This is a genomic window from Streptomyces sp. NPDC093225 (assembly GCF_044753805.1).
In the GTDB taxonomy this organism is placed as follows: domain Bacteria; phylum Actinomycetota; class Actinomycetes; order Streptomycetales; family Streptomycetaceae; genus Streptomyces.
Genome location: NZ_JBIVNX010000017.1, coordinates 117,311 through 133,066 on the forward strand (window position 1 = coordinate 117,311; position 15,756 = coordinate 133,066).

13 protein-coding genes are annotated in these 15,756 nt (G+C 71.9%); 5 read left to right on the forward strand and 8 right to left on the reverse strand.

Annotated elements, in window-relative coordinates:
- On the reverse strand, positions 1-3,990 hold the full coding sequence (locus ACIQCH_RS18035) for a GDSL-type esterase/lipase family protein (protein ID WP_402581877.1): 3,990 nt from the start codon (positions 3,988-3,990) through the stop codon (positions 1-3).
- Positions 3,991-4,557: 567 nt separating this feature from the next.
- On the opposite strand from ACIQCH_RS18035, the gene ACIQCH_RS18040 reads away from it, so the two are divergent.
- From ACIQCH_RS18040 to ACIQCH_RS18055, 4 genes are all read left to right on the forward strand, one after another.
- Positions 4,558-5,067, forward strand: a complete 510-nt coding sequence (locus tag ACIQCH_RS18040; protein WP_402581879.1) for a hypothetical protein — start codon at positions 4,558-4,560, stop codon at positions 5,065-5,067.
- Between the two features lie 111 nt (positions 5,068-5,178).
- Positions 5,179-5,700 (forward strand): hypothetical protein, encoded by a 522-nt coding sequence (locus ACIQCH_RS18045; RefSeq protein ID WP_402581880.1) that lies wholly within the window; start codon positions 5,179-5,181, stop codon positions 5,698-5,700.
- A gap of 143 nt (positions 5,701-5,843) precedes the next feature.
- The gene (locus tag ACIQCH_RS18050) at positions 5,844-7,337 is read left to right on the forward strand and encodes an AI-2E family transporter (protein WP_402581882.1); all 1,494 of its coding nucleotides are present in this window, start codon (positions 5,844-5,846) and stop codon (positions 7,335-7,337) included.
- Positions 7,321-8,067 carry a hypothetical protein gene (locus ACIQCH_RS18055; protein ID WP_402581884.1) on the forward strand — a complete coding sequence of 249 codons (747 nt, stop codon included), beginning with the start codon at positions 7,321-7,323 and terminating at the stop codon, positions 8,065-8,067. Before ACIQCH_RS18050 ends, ACIQCH_RS18055 begins: the two co-directional genes overlap by 17 nt.
- A gap of 107 nt (positions 8,068-8,174) precedes the next feature.
- On the opposite strand, the gene ACIQCH_RS18060 is transcribed toward ACIQCH_RS18055, so the two are convergent.
- Both ACIQCH_RS18060 and ACIQCH_RS18065 read right to left on the reverse strand, forming a co-directional pair.
- The gene (locus ACIQCH_RS18060; RefSeq protein ID WP_402581886.1) at positions 8,175-8,711 is read right to left on the reverse strand and encodes an alkyl hydroperoxide reductase; all 537 of its coding nucleotides are present in this window, start codon (positions 8,709-8,711) and stop codon (positions 8,175-8,177) included.
- Between the two features lie 2 nt (positions 8,712-8,713).
- Entirely contained in the window at positions 8,714-9,268 is a 555-nt protein-coding gene (locus ACIQCH_RS18065) for a peroxiredoxin (RefSeq protein WP_402581888.1), read from the reverse strand.
- 135 nt (positions 9,269-9,403) lie between these two features.
- Here ACIQCH_RS18065 and ACIQCH_RS18070 point away from each other — a divergent pair, with 135 nt between their 5' ends.
- Entirely contained in the window at positions 9,404-10,351 is a 948-nt protein-coding gene (locus ACIQCH_RS18070; RefSeq protein ID WP_402581890.1) for a LysR substrate-binding domain-containing protein, read from the forward strand.
- A 295-nt stretch (positions 10,352-10,646) separates the two neighbouring features.
- On the opposite strand, the gene ACIQCH_RS18075 is transcribed toward ACIQCH_RS18070, so the two are convergent.
- The 5 genes from ACIQCH_RS18075 to ACIQCH_RS18095 all read right to left on the reverse strand — a co-directional run bounded on the left by ACIQCH_RS18075 (position 10,647) and on the right by ACIQCH_RS18095 (position 15,655).
- On the reverse strand, positions 10,647-13,028 hold the full coding sequence (locus tag ACIQCH_RS18075; RefSeq protein ID WP_402581892.1) for an FtsX-like permease family protein: 2,382 nt from the start codon (positions 13,026-13,028) through the stop codon (positions 10,647-10,649).
- Positions 13,025-13,723 (reverse strand): ABC transporter ATP-binding protein, encoded by a 699-nt coding sequence (locus ACIQCH_RS18080; RefSeq protein ID WP_402581894.1) that lies wholly within the window; start codon positions 13,721-13,723, stop codon positions 13,025-13,027. Before ACIQCH_RS18080 ends, ACIQCH_RS18075 begins: the two co-directional genes overlap by 4 nt.
- Positions 13,720-14,244, reverse strand: a complete 525-nt coding sequence (locus tag ACIQCH_RS18085; RefSeq protein WP_402581896.1) for a PadR family transcriptional regulator — start codon at positions 14,242-14,244, stop codon at positions 13,720-13,722. The genes ACIQCH_RS18080 and ACIQCH_RS18085 overlap by 4 nt, the downstream gene beginning before the upstream one ends.
- 170 nt (positions 14,245-14,414) lie before the next feature.
- Entirely contained in the window at positions 14,415-14,723 is a 309-nt protein-coding gene (locus ACIQCH_RS18090) for a hypothetical protein (RefSeq protein ID WP_402581898.1), read from the reverse strand.
- Complete coding sequence (locus ACIQCH_RS18095) at positions 14,720-15,655, reverse strand: SPFH domain-containing protein (protein ID WP_402581900.1); 936 nt, start codon at positions 15,653-15,655, stop codon at positions 14,720-14,722. The genes ACIQCH_RS18090 and ACIQCH_RS18095 overlap by 4 nt, the downstream gene beginning before the upstream one ends.
- Between the last annotated feature and the right edge of the window lie 101 nt (positions 15,656-15,756).

Here is a 15,756-nt window from a genome sequence, read left to right on the forward strand (position 1 = left end):
TTACATCCCCATCGACCGGAGGGTCTTCTCCAGGGAGTCGGCGTAGTGCCGCGCGCCCTGGATCTTCGGGTGGAAGGACTGCGCCGAGGCAGGCTGGTCGCCGATGCTGGGCTGGTCGCCCGGCGTCTTGTCCGCCACGATGCCGTGGATCGTCTCCGGGTCGCCGCAGATGGCCTGGCCCGCGAACTCCGCCTTCGGGTCCGAGAACGTCACGTCCACGCCGGCCGCCTTGGCCTCCGAGGTGGCGTCGGCCATCGTCTGGAGCATGATCTCGCCCATCTCGGAGATCCAGGGGGCCTCCGAGGTGCCGATGCCGATGACGCACTGGCCGGAGTGCTCCAGCAGGATCGGGTAGCCCATGAGGACCACCTTGGCGTTCGGGGCCTTCGCCTTGATCGCCTTGAGCGTCTCGACGAGGGCCGCCTTGACCTGGTTCCTGATGTACTTCGGCTCGGCGGCCTTCAGCGGCTCGCTGTCACCGTCGAGCTTGCCGTCCTGGCAGAGCTCGGGGATGCCGACGCCGCCCCAGATGCACTTCTGGATGACGTCCGCGAAGCGGGCGTCGTTGCCGCCGATGGACAGGGTGACGAGGGTGGTGTTCTCGTCCACGTAGCCCTGGTCGAGCTGCGGCAGCTCGCCGAAGTGCATCTGGTCCCAGGCCGTGTGGCCGCCGGTGCCACCCGGGACGATGTTCTCGGTGGTGGCACCGGAGCACGCGATCAGGTGGTAGTCCATGCTCGCGTCCCAGTTGTCCGCGCGCTCACCGATCGACTGGCCGGAGTCGGCCAGCTTCGCCTGCCGCGACCAGGCGTACTTGGAGCGGTGGCAGGCGTTGCGGAGCTTCTTGTCCTTGCCCAGCACGTCGGTCTCGGCGTAGTAGTCACCGCCGCCCGACTTCGAGGCGCCCTCACCGGAGGAGTACGAGTCGCCCAGCGCGACCACGATGTCCTTCGGCTTGCCCGGCAGCTTCTGGAAGGCCACCGCGTCCCACGCGACGTCCTCGTTGCCGTCGCCGTCCATGCTGATGGTCGACAGCGACACCTTCGGCGTGCCGGCGAACGGGAACGCGCCCAGCGACACCCACCGGTTCTCGCCCGTACGCTGCTGCGCCACCCGGAACTTGGTGCCCTTGCCGGTGTCGATCAGGTACTTCGCCTGGCGGGTGTGGGCACCGTGGTCGGGCATGTGCACCATGACCCGGGCCCAGCCGTTGATCTGCTGGTTGAGCGTCCAGGTGCCGGTGACCTTCAGGCGGTTGCCCTCGTCACCGTCCGCGCGGGTGTGGGAGAACCAGAAGTGGCCGTTGTATCCGGCACCGAGCTGGTGCGTGTCCATCTTGGACGGGTAGAGGCCGCCACCGCCGAGGTTGCCGGCGAAGTTGAAGGCGAAGGAGCCGTCCGAGGCGACCGGACCGCAGCCCGGCCGCGGGGTCGGGGTGCCGGCCGGCAGGTCGTCGACGACCAGGGCGCCGTTCGGCAGCCCCTTCTTCTCGCACACCGGTGGGTACGCGGTGCCGTCCGCCTCCTCCTTGTACGTGTCGTCGAAGCGCAGGATCTCGTTGCCGCAGACGCCCCCCTCGCACTTCTTCCAGGCGACCGGGGCGTGCCACCAGCACTTGAGGTCCGTACGCGTGCAGGCGCCCCGGCCCGGGTCGTTGGCGTCGTTCGGGCCGATCTTGGACTTGTCGCACTCGTTGTCGGAGGTGCAGAACAGGCCCTCCTGCGGCTTCAGCATCGAGCGGTCCAGCGGCGTGGCCCACCACGCCGGCCGGAAGCCCACGACCATCTTGTCCGGCGACTCCAGGGCCTGCAGCGGGCGGGCTGCCCAGCCGAGGACCTTCTCCTGGTACGGCCAGTCCTGCGGGTGGGCGGCGTCGGAGTAGTTGTCACCACCGAGGGCGTTCTCCAGGAACGGCAGCCGGTTGGCCTTCCACAGCGGGTTGGCCGGGTTGTTGGTGAAGCCCACGCCCCACAGGCCGCCGTTCTTGCCGGCGTCGGCCTTCGGGTAGTAGCCGGCGTTGTAGGCCCAGAGCGCGAAGAACCAGTTCTCCATGTACTGGGGCTTGCCGCCGTTGACCGTCAGGCCGTCCCTGCGGGTCAGGTTCCACTTGTCGATCAGGACGTTGATGCCCGCGGCGATGTTGGCCGTGTAGTCGAGGGCCGCGGCGTCCTGGCGCAGCGGGTCGAGGGCGGTCTCGCCCTTCTTCTCGTGGCCCTTGATCCGCATGCCGTCGGTGATCTGGGTGATGCCGTAACCGCAGTCGGCCTCTTCCCAGTTGATGCCCCACGGGTCGGTCTGCTTGCCGTCCGAGGTGTGGCCGATGCCGTAGAAGTTGCCGATGAGCGGGTTGCCGGTGACGCCGGGGACGACGAACCGGGTGGCCTGCCACATGTTCGACTCCTGCGCGGTGATGCCGAGCATCACCTGCGCCGGGACACGGCCGCCGCCCTCGAGCTCGAGGCGCGGGAAGAGCGACTGCGGCTGGTACGCGCCCATCCCGGTGTTCTTCCAGTTCGCCGGGCGCGAGATGTGCTTGTTCAGGTTGTTGGTGATGGCCTGGTCCACCGCCCACTCGACCTGGCGCGGCTTGGGCTGCATGGCCTGCTTGCGCGGGTCGTTGCGCGGGACCGAGCAGTACCGCTCGGACTCCATCGGGCTGTTCGCCGAACCGGCGGCCGGCGCGGCGGCCGGGTGCCCCTGGCCGGACGGTGCCGGGCGGACGGCGGCCCGCAGGACCGGGGACATGGTGCGGCCCTCGGCGGAGTGCCGGCCCTCGTTGCCCGGGGTGACCTCGAAGGAGGCGTTCCGGCCGGTGTCGACGGCCTTGAGCGAGATCTTCATCGCCCGGGAGAGGTCGGCCTTGGCCTTGCGGGCCGTCGGCTTCGCGACGTCCGCCCACTCGCTGCGGGTGACCAGGGCCTGGCCCCGGGTCGAGGCCTGGGTGTCCTTCGGGAGGTCCGCGGGACGCGCGACGGCGCGCGGCAGCTTCCCGACGGGCCGGGCCGCGCCGGTGATGAAGACCTTGCCCGACGCGCTGCGCGTCAGGTCGATCTTCGCCAGCGGCCCGGAGGCGAGCAGGGCCGGCTTGGCCCTGCGCGCGTCGCCGCGGGCGATGTCCTGGGCGCTGACCCGCTTGACGGTGCCGGGGGCGTCGACGGGGGACTTGGTCCTGGCCGTGGCGGCGGGGCGGTCCAGGAAGACCACGCCGCCGTCCGCGTCCGCCTTGAGCTGGAACGGGATCCGGTCCGTGGCGGCGACCGCGGTACGCCGGCCCCGGTCGTCGATCCGGACGATCCGGGCGGAGTCGGCGGCCACGATGTCCTTGCCGACCGGCACCGCGGAGGTGACCTGCCCGGTGAGCGAGATCGGCTTCGCGAGCCGCGCGGCGGCCGCGTCGACCTTGATCAGCCGGGTGGCGTTCTTCTTCTCGCCGCCCAGCTGCGTGAACACCGCCGTCTCGCCGGTGCCGCAGCCCGGGCTGAAGTAGGCCAGCGAGGTCTGCCGGTCCAGCTTGCGGACGGCGCCCGTGTCCAGGTCCACCACGGCCGTGAAGGCGCCGCGCGCCATCAGGTCGGCCTTGTTGGTGAACGTACGGGGCGCATAGGCGACCACGGCCCGCTTGCCGGAGCCCGTCACACAGGCGTTGCCGATCCACATGTCGGCCTCGAAGCCGGGCTCGGACAGCGTGGCGGCGGTGCGCCAGGCGTAGCCGCTGCGCTCGTCGGCGACCAGCAGGTGGAAGCCGCCCGCGTCACCGGACGTGGTCCACGCCCGGTCCTTGGACCCCTTCCAACCCTTGCCCAGCAGCGCATCGCGCTGGGGCGGGGCGACCGCGTCCGCAGTGCCGCCGCCGTCGGCCGGGGCCGGGGCGACCGCCGCGTCCGGGCCGGCGGGCTGGGCTGCCAGGGCGACGCTCTGCCCCAGTGTCGCCATCACCGCGGCCGCCGCCATCGCGGCGAGCGGGACGCGCGCTCTTCTCCGTAGTCTCAACGTTTTCCCCTCAAACGCACGGGGAGAAGCAGATTCACGTCGTGGCCACGAAATCGAAATGAGTCCCCCATTGGCGCCGGTCTGGTCGAACCGGCGGTGAGCACCTTAATCACAGGCCGAGGGGGAGCGGCAAGCGTGAATTGTCAATTTGAGCGAAAGCTGAGGATCGGAATAGGAGCCTCCGGTTCTGTGCGTGTGGAGGGTATGGGAATCGGCCGTTCCGGTCACGCTTTAGTGGTTGATTATTGGATTTTAAGTGTCGCGCTGTTGCATGTTCCTGCAGGTCGGAGGCGTGCATCGGGAGGATTTCGGCCCTCCGGCGGGCGGCGCAATTCGCTCTTGTGATCCATGTCGCTCACTGATTGGTCCGAGGTGGTGTTCGCGTCCGGCTAGGGTCGTTGGGCAGGCGTCAAGCCCATCGAATAATCGCTGCCCACGCCCATATGTGTATTGCGGTCGCAGTATTGTTCCGGGTTCTGTGTGCGCCTTCGCGCGGCACTGACCGAGCCGCGCGCCGCACCATATCGCGCATTTATTCACCGAGGGGGACCCACAATGTCCATCACCATGGGAGTCGTTCGCACCGGCGTCGTCGCGGCACTCGCCGCCACCGCGCTCGCGGGCCCGCAGGCGGTGGCCGCCGACGCCCCCCGCGTGCCGCTGGCCAAGACCGCGGACGCCCAGACCAAGGCGTTCGTCGCGTCCCACCCGCGGGCCGCCATGTCCTCCGCGACCGCCTGCGGCACCGGCTACAAGCTGGCCCGCGCCGTCGCGCTGCCCGAGGGCACGGACCCCAAGATGCGGCTGGCCACGCTCTTCACGTACACCAAGGGCGGCAACGACGCCGGCTGCGCGATCCTGGACAACAACATGGGCTCGAAGAGCTACAAGCTCAAGGTCCAGGCCTGCGACCCGCGGGGCCGGACCTGCCAGACGGACGAGGGCCACTTCGCGAACTACGCCGGCCCGGTGCGCACCAACGACCCGGTCTGCGGGATCGTCACCGCCGCCATGTGGAACCCCGCCGGCCAGGAGATCTTCACCTTCAAGACCGAGTACGGCTGGCTCTGCGACTGAGCCCCCGGGGCAGGCCCCCGCGCCTCACCCCGACCGGTCCGTCCCGGCCCGAGCACTGACCGGGCCGCGCCCGCACCACATCACGCATTCATTTACCGAGGGGGACCCACCATGTCCATCACGATGGGAGTCGTTCGCACCGGCGTCGTCGCGGCACTCGCCGCCACCGCGCTCGCGGGCCCGCAGGCGGTGGCCGCCGACGCCCCCCGCGTGGCGCTCGCCAAGAACGCGGACGCCCAGACCAAGGCCTTCGTGAAGGCCTTCCCCCGGGCCGCCATGGCGTCCGGGACCGCCTGCGGCGCGGACTACAAGCTGACCACCGCGATCCCGCTGCCGAAGGGCACGGACCCCAAGATGCGGCTGGCCACCCTCTTCACCTACACCAAGGGTGGCAACCAGGTCGGCTGCGCGATCCTGGACAACAACATGGGCTCGAAGAGCTACAAGCTGAAGGTCCAGGCCTGCGACTCGTGGGGCAAGAACTGCCAGACGGACGAGGGCAACTTCCTGAACTACGCCGGCCCGGTGCGCACCACGGACCCCGTGTGCGGCGTCCTCACCGCCACCATGTGGAGCTCGGCCGGCTACGAGCTCTTCAACTACAAGACGCAGTCCGGCTGGCTCTGCGACTGAGCCCCCGGCCCCGGGCCGCCGCGCCTCGGCCCTGACGGGTCCCTCCCGACCCGGGCCCGGCCCCGCACCGGACTTCGGTGCGGGGCTTCGCGCGTGTACGGTCGACCGGGTGCGTGTCCGGGGGGCGGGGGAAAGGGATGAGGATGTCCAAGAGGCGTGAGTGGCTGAGCCAGCTCGCGAAGCGGCTCGACCAGGTGGAAGCCCGCCTCGACGATCGCCGTGCCGAGCTGGAGGCCGCCGAGGCGGCGGACCTGCCGCCGGGCGGCGCGGCCGCCACGGTCCCCGCGCCCGCCGCCGCGCCCGCCGCCGTGTCCGTCGCCGTGCCGAGTGCCGGTACCGCGCCCGCGGGCGGCACCGTGCCCGCCGTCGCCGGTACGGCCGTCGCAGGCGCCCTGGCCGGAGCGGAGGTTCCCGCCGCGGCCGGCGGTCCCGGCGGTCCGCCGACCGGCCGCCCGCCCCACGGCCACGGAGCTCCCGGGCCCGCGGGCCTGCCCGACCCCGTCAGCGTCCTGCCCTGGGGCATGCGGGTGGCCGCCGAGGCGTCCTGGCGGCTGCTGATCGTGGGCGCCGTCGTCTGGGCGCTCATGCGGGTCATCGGCGAGATCCGCCTCGTGGTCTTCGCGTTCGCCGCGGCCATGCTCGTGACCGCGCTGCTCCAGCCGTTCGTCGTGCGGCTCCGCCGACTGGGGCTGCCGCGCGGCCTGGCCACCGCCCTGACCGCCGTCGCCGGGTTCGTCGTCATCGGACTCGCCGGCTGGTTCGTGGTCTGGCAGGTGATGGAGAACATCGACACCCTCGGCGACCAGGTCAAGAGCGGTATCGAGGACCTCAAGCACTGGGCCCTCAAGAGCCCGTTCCACGTCACCGAGAAGCAGATCAACGACCTGGCCAAGAACCTCCAGGAGACCATCACCACCAACACCGACGAGATCACCTCCGCCGGTCTGCAGGGCGTGACGGTGGTCGCGGAGGCGCTCACCGGGATCCTGCTGGCGATGTTCTCGACGCTCTTCCTGCTCTACGACGGCCGGAAGATCTGGCAGTGGACCCTGGGCCTGATGCCCACCGCCGCCCGCCCCGGCCTGTCCGGCGCCGGCCCGCGCGCCTGGCGCACCCTGACCGCGTACGTGCGCGGCACCGTCATCGTGGCCCTGATCGACGCGGTGTTCATCGGTCTCGGCATCTACTTCCTCGACGTTCCCATGGCCGTGCCGCTGGCCGTGTTCATCTTCCTGTTCGCCTTCATCCCGCTCGTCGGCGCGGTGGTCTCCGGCGCGCTGGCCGTGGTGGTGGCGCTGGTGACGCAGGGCGTGTGGACCGCCCTGATGACCCTGCTCGTCGTCCTGGCCGTCCAGCAGATCGAGGGCCACGTCCTGCAGCCGTTCATCCTGGGCCGGGCGGTCCGGGTGCACCCGCTCGCCGTTGTGCTGTCGGTCGCCGCGGGTGGCATGATCGCGGGAATCGGGGGCGCGGTGGTCGCGGTCCCGCTGGTGGCCGTCACCAACACCGTGGTCGTCTACCTGCGGGCGTACTCCCGTGAGCACGAGCCGCAGCTGGGGCCGGGGCCCCACGGGGCGACCGCTCTCGCCGCGTCTCCGATCGGCCAGGGGGACGACCAAGGTGATATCCGAGCCTGAGCTCAACGGCGCGTACGGGGACGCGTTCGGCCCGACGGTACCGGCGGCACCCCTCGGAGGGGCGCCACCGCCGACCCGGGAGCGGCGCCCGCCCGCGGGCTGGGTGTGGGCGCTGGGCGGCGCGCTGACCGCCTCCGCGGTGTGGGCGGGCGGGCTGTACGCGCTGGGGGACCGGGGCGACCACGACGCCCCGCCGGTCGCGTACCGGGTGCCGACCGACCTGTGCGCCGAGGTGAAGCCGACCGGGCTCTCGCGGCTGATGGGGAAGCTGACCGAGCAGCCCCAGCACAGGGAGAGCGCGCACGCGGCGGTGGACTGGTTCAGCTGCTCGATGTCCGTGCAGGGACCGCCGACCAAGTCCGGGTGGCAGAAGGCCTACGACATGCAGGTCACGATGGCCGTGCACAAGGAGACCGATCCGGAGGCGGAGTTCGACGCGGACGTCGACCAGAGCCGCTGGAGCGTCGGAACCGCTGAGCGCGAGGCGGTCCTGGGGCTGGGCGAGAAGGCCGTCATGCTGACCGGTGGGACGCTGGGCGAACCGCAGCTGCGGGTGGTCGACGGCGGCGTCGTCTTCATGCTGGAGGCGGGCCTGAACTGGGGCTGGGCCGATGTCCACGAGCCCGACGGGGAGCACCCCGACGAGACCCTCGACGACACGGCCCTGCAGTCCGCCATGATCGAGGACATGACCGCGCTGCTGAACCGGCTGAAGAAGCGCGCGGAGTGAGACGAAAGGACCCCCGGCACCAGAGGTGTCGGGGGTCCGTCCGGGGAGTCCCCTGGACAGGGACGGTTCCGGGGGCGTACGGCCCGGGGCCGTACGGTGCGCCGGTCCTACTCGGCCAGCGCGGCCTCGGCGTCGAGGGTGACGGCGACCGCCTGGACGACCGAGGCGACCTTGAAGGCCTCCTGGATCGTCTCGCGGTCGACGCCGGCCTTGCGGAGCACCTGCTCGTGCGAGTCGAGGCACTGGCCGCAGCCGTTGATCGCGGAGACCGCGAGCGACCACAGCTCGAAGTCGACCTTCTCCACGCCCGGGTTGCCGATGACGTTCATCCGCAGACCGGCCCGCATCGTGCCGTACTCCGGGTCGGAGAGCAGGTGGCGGGTGCGGTAGAAGACGTTGTTCATGCCCATGATGGCCGCGGCCGCCTTGGCGGCCGTGTACGCCTCGGGCTTGAGGTTGGCCTTGGCCTCCGGCTCCAGCTCGCGCAGGACCTGCGGCGAGCGGGCGGCGATGGCGCAGGACAGGACCGTGCCCCAGAGCTGCTGCTCGGTGAGCGTGCTCTGGTTGCCGATGACCGAGCCGAGGTTCAGCTTCAGGTCCTTGGCGAAGTCCGGTATCGCGGCCTTCAGCTCATCGAGGGCCATGCTCACTCACCGGCCAGCAGGGCGCCCGCGTCGAGGGTGTCCTCGCCCTTGGTCCAGTTGCAGGGGCACAGCTCGTCGGTCTGCAGGGCGTCGAGGACCCGCAGGACCTCCTTGGGGTTACGGCCCACGGAACCGGCGGTCACCATCGAGAACTGGATCTCGTTGTTCGGGTCGACGACGAACACGGCGCGCTGCGCGTAGCCGTCCTCGCCCTGCACGCCGCAGGCCTGCATGAGCTCGTGCTTGCCGTCGGCCAGCATCGGGAAGGGCAGGTCGCGCAGGTCCTTGTGGTCCTTGCGCCAGGCGTGGTGAACGAACTCGGAGTCGCCGGAGACACCGAGGATCTGGGCGTCGCGGTCGGCGAACTCGTCGTTCAGCTTGCCGAACGCGGCGATCTCGGTCGGGCAGACGAAGGTGAAGTCCTTCGGCCAGAAGAACACCACGCGCCACTTGCCCTCGTAGGTCTTGTGGTCGATCTGGGCGAACTCCTCGCCGGCCTCGAGCGAGACGCAGGCGGTCAGATCGTAGGTGGGGAACTTGTCACCGACAGTGAGCACGTGCACTCCATTGCGCAGGGAAAGTGGCCCTTTTGGGGGCTTTCCGAAGGGGTTGGACTGATCTCACATGCTGACACAGCTGCATTGATTACGGAAATAGCTAAGCTTGTGCGATGCGATCGGAGGTTCCTATCAGTGGCAGTGAGTAGTAGGGGAGCGAAACAGCCCACCCTCGCGCAGCTGCGCGCCTTCTCGGCGGTGGCGGAGCACCTGCACTTCCGCGACGCGGCCGCCGCGATCGGCATGAGCCAGCCGGCCCTGTCCGGGGCGGTCTCCGCCCTGGAGGAGTCGCTCGGGGTGCAGCTCCTGGAGCGCACCACCCGCAAGGTGCTGCTCTCGCCCGCCGGGGAGCGGATCGCGGCCCGCGCCAGGGCGGTGCTCGAGTCCGTCGGCGCGCTCATGGAGGAGGCCGAGGCGGTGCGGGCGCCGTTCACCGGCGTGCTGCGGCTCGGCGTCATCCCCACCGTGGCGCCGTACCTGCTGCCGACCGTGCTCTCGCTGGTCCACCGGCGCTTCCCCCGCCTCGACCTCCAGGTGCACGAGGAGCAGACCGCCTCGCTGCTGGACGGACTGGCGGCCGGCCGGCTGGACCTGCTCTTGCTCGCCGTGCCGCTGGGCGTCCCGGGGGTGACCGAACTCCCGCTCTTCGACGAGGACTTCGTCCTGCTCGTGCCGCGCGACCACGCGCTGGCGGGGCGCCGCGACATCCCGCGCGAAGAGCTGCGGGGGCTGCAGCTGCTGCTGCTCGACGAGGGGCACTGCCTGCGGGACCAGGCGCTGGACATCTGCCGGGAGGCCGGCCGCACCGAAGGGGCCGACGTCACGACCACGGCGGCGGGCCTCTCCACCCTGGTCCAACTCGTCGCGGGCGGACTCGGGGTGACGCTGCTGCCGCGGACCGCGCTGCGGCTGGAGACCACCCGCAACGAGCACCTGAGCACGGGGTACTTCGCCGAGCCGGCGCCCACCCGCCGGATCGCCTTCGCGATGCGCGCCGGCACGGCCCGGCAGGAGGAGTTCAGCGCCCTCGCCGCCGCCCTGCGCGAGCAGGTCCGGCCGCTGCCGGTCTGGCCGACGGACTAGGGGCCTGTCTTTCGGATCATGCCGGGCTCGCGGGGCCTGGCACGCACGCTCGCCGCGTTGTCGTCGGTCCTCAACGCTCCGCGTTGACTCCCTCCTCCGCCTTGCGATCGCACGCACCAGGCCCCGCTCCCTGATCCGGCCTGATCCGAAAGACAGGCCCTAGGGGCCCGCCTTTCGGATCATGCCGGGCTCGCGGGGCCCAGCCGTACGACAGCCCGGCCCGGGTACGGCCGGGCGGCCCGCGCCGTGGTGACACCGCGCGGGCCGCCCGCCCCCCGTTCCCGTACCGCCCGCGTCACTCGGTGCGCAGGCCGTCCGGGCGCATCAGCCGCAGCAGCGGCGGCAGGCTGAGGACCGTGACCAGCAGGACGACCCCGGCGCCGATGCCGGCCATGCCGGCCACCGACGTCCAGTCGACGGCCACCGGGACGTCGGTCATCCGCATCAGCACGGCACCCAGCGCCAGGCCGGTGGCCGTGGCGAGGCCGAGGCCCAGGCCGATCGGCAGCGCCGTCTGCCAGAACACCGACAGGGTGAGGGTGCCGCGCCGGGTGCCGAAGGCGACCAGGGCCGACAGGAGCTTCTTGCGCTCGCGCAGCTGCTCCAGCTGGGAGACCAGCATGCTCGCGCCGATCAGCATCAGCACCAGGACCGCGCCGATGTAGAGGCCGGTCCGGATGCTCGCGAAGCGGTTGCTCTGCTCGGTGCTCTTCAGGGTCATGACCGTGGCCAGTGGGTCGGCCTTGAACGCCGCGGTACGGGCCCGCTCCCGGGCGTCCGGCACGGCGGGGTCGAGCTGGAGGTAGATGGAGGTGTACCCGGCGACGGCCGTGCCCTTCGGCGCGGCGCCCGGGGTGGCCAGGAGCCCGCCGCGCTTGGTGCCGGCCGGGTCCTCCCGGCTCTGCACGGCGCGCAGGCCCTTCGGCACGGTCCAGGCCACGGGCCCGCCGGTGTCGTTGCCGCCGACCATCAGCTTTCCGCCCGGCCTGGCCAGCGCCTGCGCGTTGCCGTCGTCGTAGCCGCCGCGCAGGAGGAACGTGTCACCTTCCTTGCAGGAGGGCAGGTCCGCGATCTCGCGCAGTGCGGAACAGGACGCGATGGTCAGCTCCGTCGCCCGGTCCGGGTTGCCGGCGTCGGTGGCGGTGACGCTGGTCAGCGGGGTGACGCGGGTGACGCCCTCGGCCCGTCGCAGCCGGCCCGAGACCGCGTCGGCCTGCGCGAGGATGCTCGTCCCGGGGTGCTGGCCGCCACGGATCCACACCGACAGCGCCGCACGGGAGGGGTCCTCGCCGGTCCGCTTGGTGTAGTCCCCCTCGACGCCCGCGAAGAGCATCTGCAGGGCGATGGCCCCGGCCACCGCCACGGCGATGCCGTTGACCAGCCGTGCGGCGGTGCCGCTGCTGAGCTGCAGCCGGCGGACGGCCAGCTGCCAGGCGACGCCGCCGCCGGAGAGCCGGGCGACGACGCTCTCGACCAGCCAGGGCAGGATCGCGGTGACGCCGACGAGCAGCAGCACCACGCCGCCGATGACCTGCCACTGGTTGAAGTCGCCGTTCTCGCGGCCGCGGCCCATCAGCGGGGCCAGCAGACCGAGCCCGGCCAGCGGGAGCACCAGGCGCCACCAGATCCGGCGGCGGGCCGGCTTCGAGGTGCGTACCACGCCGAGCGGCTCGATGACCACGCCCCGCAGGGCGAGGAGGGTGACGCCGACGGCGGCCGCCGGCACGGCGAGCACCACCAGGGCCGTCAGCCAGGGGCTCGGCGTGAGGTCCGCCGGGAAGACGCTGCGGTCCATGACGGTGAATCGGTCGGCGAACTGCCGTACCGCGGAGAAGAGTCCGGCACCCAGGGCGAGACCGGCCACGGCCCCGGCGAGGGCCTCGCCGGCCGCGATCCGCCGGGTCATCCGGCCGTCGGCGCCGACCAGGCGCAGCGCGGCCAGGCGCCGGTCGCGGCGCTCGCCGCCGAAGCGGACGGCAGCCGCGACGAACACGGCGACCGGCATCAGCAGGGCCACGAAGACCATGACCAGCAGCAGGGTCAGCACCGGGTCGAGCGGCTCGGGCCTGGCGTCGTTCGCGAAGCCGGTGATGCGCTTGACGGAGCTGTCGTCGCGCAGGGTGTCCGAGCCCCTGTAGAAGGCGAGTTCGCCGGGGCCGATCAGACCCTCGTCGCCGATGGTCCGGGTGATCGGCCCGTCGAGGCGCTCGCGCAGCAGCGCGCCCGCGGGGGAGGCGAGCAGGTCCTTCAGGGCGGGGGAGACGGCCAGTTCGCCGGGGCCGGGGAAGCGCTCGAGGCCGGGCGGGAGCGGCGCGTCGGGGCCCTCGGGGCGCAGCTCGGCGCCGTACAGGTCCTCGTCGTGGAAGGACGTCTGGATCTCGGCGAACAGCAGGGTGCCGGGACCGGCCTTCTCCGCGGTGGGCGCGGTCCAGGTGCTGCGGGCGTCCGAGCGGGCGTCGCGGGCGGCCAGCGCCCCGGGCAGGGTGGTGGTCAGGAGCAGCAGGGCCACGCCCAGGCCCACCCCGACGCCGGTGAGCAGGGTGCGGGTCCAGCCCTCGCGCCCGCCGCCGAGGGCGAACCGGGCGCCCATGCGCAGGTCCTGGAGCCAGCCGGCGAGGGTGCCGCGGGCGGCCGGACCGCGGTGCGCGGAGTCGGCCGGGTGGTGCGGGGAACTCATATGACGCGCTCCATGTCGCGGGAGCGGCCGTCGCGCACGACGATCTCGCGGTCCGAGTACGCGGCGACCCGGGTCTCGTGGGTGACCAGCACGACGGCGGCGTTGGCGGACCGGGCGGCCTCGGTGAGCAGCTGCATCACCAGCTCGCCGTTGAGGGAGTCCAGGGCGCCGGTGGGCTCGTCGGCGAAGACCACGCGGGGGCCGGTGACCAGCGAGCGGGCCACGGCGACGCGCTGGCCCTGGCCGCCCGACACCTCGCCCGGGCGCTTGTCCTTGAGGTCGTCGACCTCCAGCCGGTGCATCCACTCCAGGGCGGTCCGCTCGGCGACCTTGCGCTTGGCGCCGGCCAGGCGCAGCGGCAGGGCGACGTTCTCCACGCAGGTCAGCTCGGGCACGAGCTGACCGAACTGGAAGACGAAGCCGAACTCGCTGCGGCGCAGGGCGCTGCGCTCGGCGTCGCTCATGGTCGTGAGCTCGCGGCCGGCGTAGGTGATGGAGCCGGAGTCCGGGGTGACGATGCCGGCCAGGCAGTGCAGCAGCGTGGACTTGCCGGAGCCGGAGGGGCCCATGATGGCGACGACCTCGCCGGGGTGGATGGAGAACTCCGCCCCGGCGAGGGCGTCGGTGGGCCCGTACGCCTTGCGCAGGGCGCTCGCGGCGAGGAGGGAGCCGGCGGGCGGGGCGGCGGGTGTCATCGGCGTACCTCCTGGGCGAGCTGCTCGAGGCGGGCGGCGGTCAGTTCCAGCCAGCGCAGGTCGGCCTCGAGGTGGAACAGGGCGTGGTCGCAGACGAGTTGGTCGGCGAGGTCGCCCTTGCGCTTGCGCGTGGTCAGGACGCGCATGAGCCGCAGGTGCTCGGCGCGCTGGGTGTCGAGCAGGTCTGCGGCGCTGCGCCCGGTCAGGAGCGCCAGGACGACCTTGGTGTAGAGGGTCGACTGGAGGTACGGCTCGGGCTTCTCGGGCTGGGCGAGCCAGCTCTCGACGTCGGTGATGCCGGCGTCGGTGATGGCGTAGCGCTTGCGGTCGGGGCCGTCGCCGGCCTCGATGCCTTCGACCTCGACGAGGCCGTTCTTCAGCAGGCGGGACATGGTCGAGTAGACCTGTCCGTAGTGCAGGGGCCGGTCGTGCCCGAACTTCTCGTCGAAGGCGCGCTTGAGGTCGTAACCGTGGCGTGGTCCGGCCTCCAGGAGGCCGAGGAGTGTGTGGCCGATGGACATGCCGACGACTGTACACGCGGTGTATACCTGCGGTGTATACATGGGGTGCATAGTCGGCGGGAATCGCCCCGTCCTCGCAGGTCAACGCCCTTTGTCACGGTTCGGAACGCGGCCTTCCCGCGGCCGTGGAACACCGAAGGCCCCGCACCGGGCGGGGCCTTCGGCCGACATCAGGACTCGGGGGACTTGCGGGGGCGGCCGCGCCTGGCGATGGGGGCCGCCTCGTCCGGCAGGCGCCCGGACTCGGCGAGCGCCCTGCGCAGCAGGAACTCGATCTGCGCGTTCGCCGACCGCAGCTCGTCCCCGGCCCACCGCGCCAGCGCGTCGTACACCTGCGGATCCAGCCGCAGCAGCACCTGCTTGCGCTCGGCCCGCCGCGCCTTCGCGGGCCGTCCGCCGCCGGCGTCGCCCGCGGTGGCGGGGTCGGGCCGGTCGGCGGGTCCGGCCGGGTCGGCGGGGTCCTTGCCGGTGGGGCTCACTGGTACAGCGTGCCCGTGTTCACGATCGGCTGCGCCGCGCGGTCACCGCACAGCACCACCATCAGGTTCGACACCATCGACGCCTTCCGCTCCGGGTCCAGGTCCACGATGTCCTCCTCCGCCAGCCGCGTCAGGGCCAGCTCCACCATGCCCACCGCGCCCTCGACGATCTGGCGCCGGGCGGCGACGACCGCACCGGCCTGCTGCCGCTGGAGCATCGCGGAGGCGATCTCCGGAGCGTACGCGAGGTGGGTGAAGCGGGACTCGACGATCCGCACGCCCGCCGCCTCGACCCGGGCGTGCAGCTCGGCCGCCAGCTTCTCGGTGATCTCCTCGGCGTTCTCGCGCAGCGAGAGGCCGTCCTCCTCGTGGGCGTCGTACGGGTACTCGATCGCGATGTGCCGCACCGCCGCCTCGGTCTGGACCGAGACGAACTCCTCGAAGTCGTCCACCTCGAAGCTCGCCTGCGCCGTGTCCTCGACCTGCCAGACCACGACCGCGGCCAGCTCGATCGGGTTGCCGTACGCGTCGTTCACCTTGAGGACGGCGGTCTCGTGGTTGCGCACGCGGGTCGAGATCTTCGCGCGCGAGGTCAGCGGGTTCACCCAGCGCAGGCCGTCCGTGCGGATCGTGCCGCGGTAGCGGCCGAAGAGCTGGACCACGCGCGCCTCGCCCGGGGCCACCGAGTTCAGCCCGCACATCATCACGAAGGCGGTGATGGCGAGGAGGACGCCGACCACGATCAGGGCGATCTTCACGCCGTCGGTCCCGCTCGCCGCGCCCGCGACGACCAGGCCGACGCCGCCGAAGAGGCCCAGCATGCCGAGCAGCAGGGCGAGGCCGCCGCCGACGCTGCGGGCGGGGAACTCCCGTACCCGCTGGGGCTCCGTGCCGCTCGTGCCGCCCACGGCGCCTTCGATGGTCCTGCTCATGGTCCGCCCCGTTTCATCAAGGTGCCGACGGGTCCCGTCGGCGTGGTCGGCAGGTTCACTGCCCTAGCAAAGTGATATCACTTTTTCGACGAAGGGCAAGC

What these genes read in the sequence shown, in the direction of transcription:
- ACIQCH_RS18080 (WP_402581894.1), bottom strand. Translation starts at nt 13,723, where the DNA reads ATGACACCCGCCGCCCCGCCCGCCGGCTCCCTCCTCGCCGCGAGCGCC.
- ACIQCH_RS18095 (WP_402581900.1), bottom strand. Translation starts at nt 15,655, where the DNA reads ATGAGCAGGACCATCGAAGGCGCCGTGGGCGGCACGAGCGGCACGGAG.
- ACIQCH_RS18040 (WP_402581879.1), top strand. Translation starts at nt 4,558, where the DNA reads ATGGGAGTCGTTCGCACCGGCGTCGTCGCGGCACTCGCCGCCACCGCG.
- ACIQCH_RS18085 (WP_402581896.1), bottom strand. Translation starts at nt 14,244, where the DNA reads ATGTCCATCGGCCACACACTCCTCGGCCTCCTGGAGGCCGGACCACGC.
- ACIQCH_RS18050 (WP_402581882.1), top strand. Translation starts at nt 5,844, where the DNA reads ATGTCCAAGAGGCGTGAGTGGCTGAGCCAGCTCGCGAAGCGGCTCGAC.
- ACIQCH_RS18075 (WP_402581892.1), bottom strand. Translation starts at nt 13,028, where the DNA reads ATGAGTTCCCCGCACCACCCGGCCGACTCCGCGCACCGCGGTCCGGCC.
- ACIQCH_RS18045 (WP_402581880.1), top strand. Translation starts at nt 5,179, where the DNA reads ATGTCCATCACGATGGGAGTCGTTCGCACCGGCGTCGTCGCGGCACTC.
- ACIQCH_RS18060 (WP_402581886.1), bottom strand. Translation starts at nt 8,711, where the DNA reads ATGGCCCTCGATGAGCTGAAGGCCGCGATACCGGACTTCGCCAAGGAC.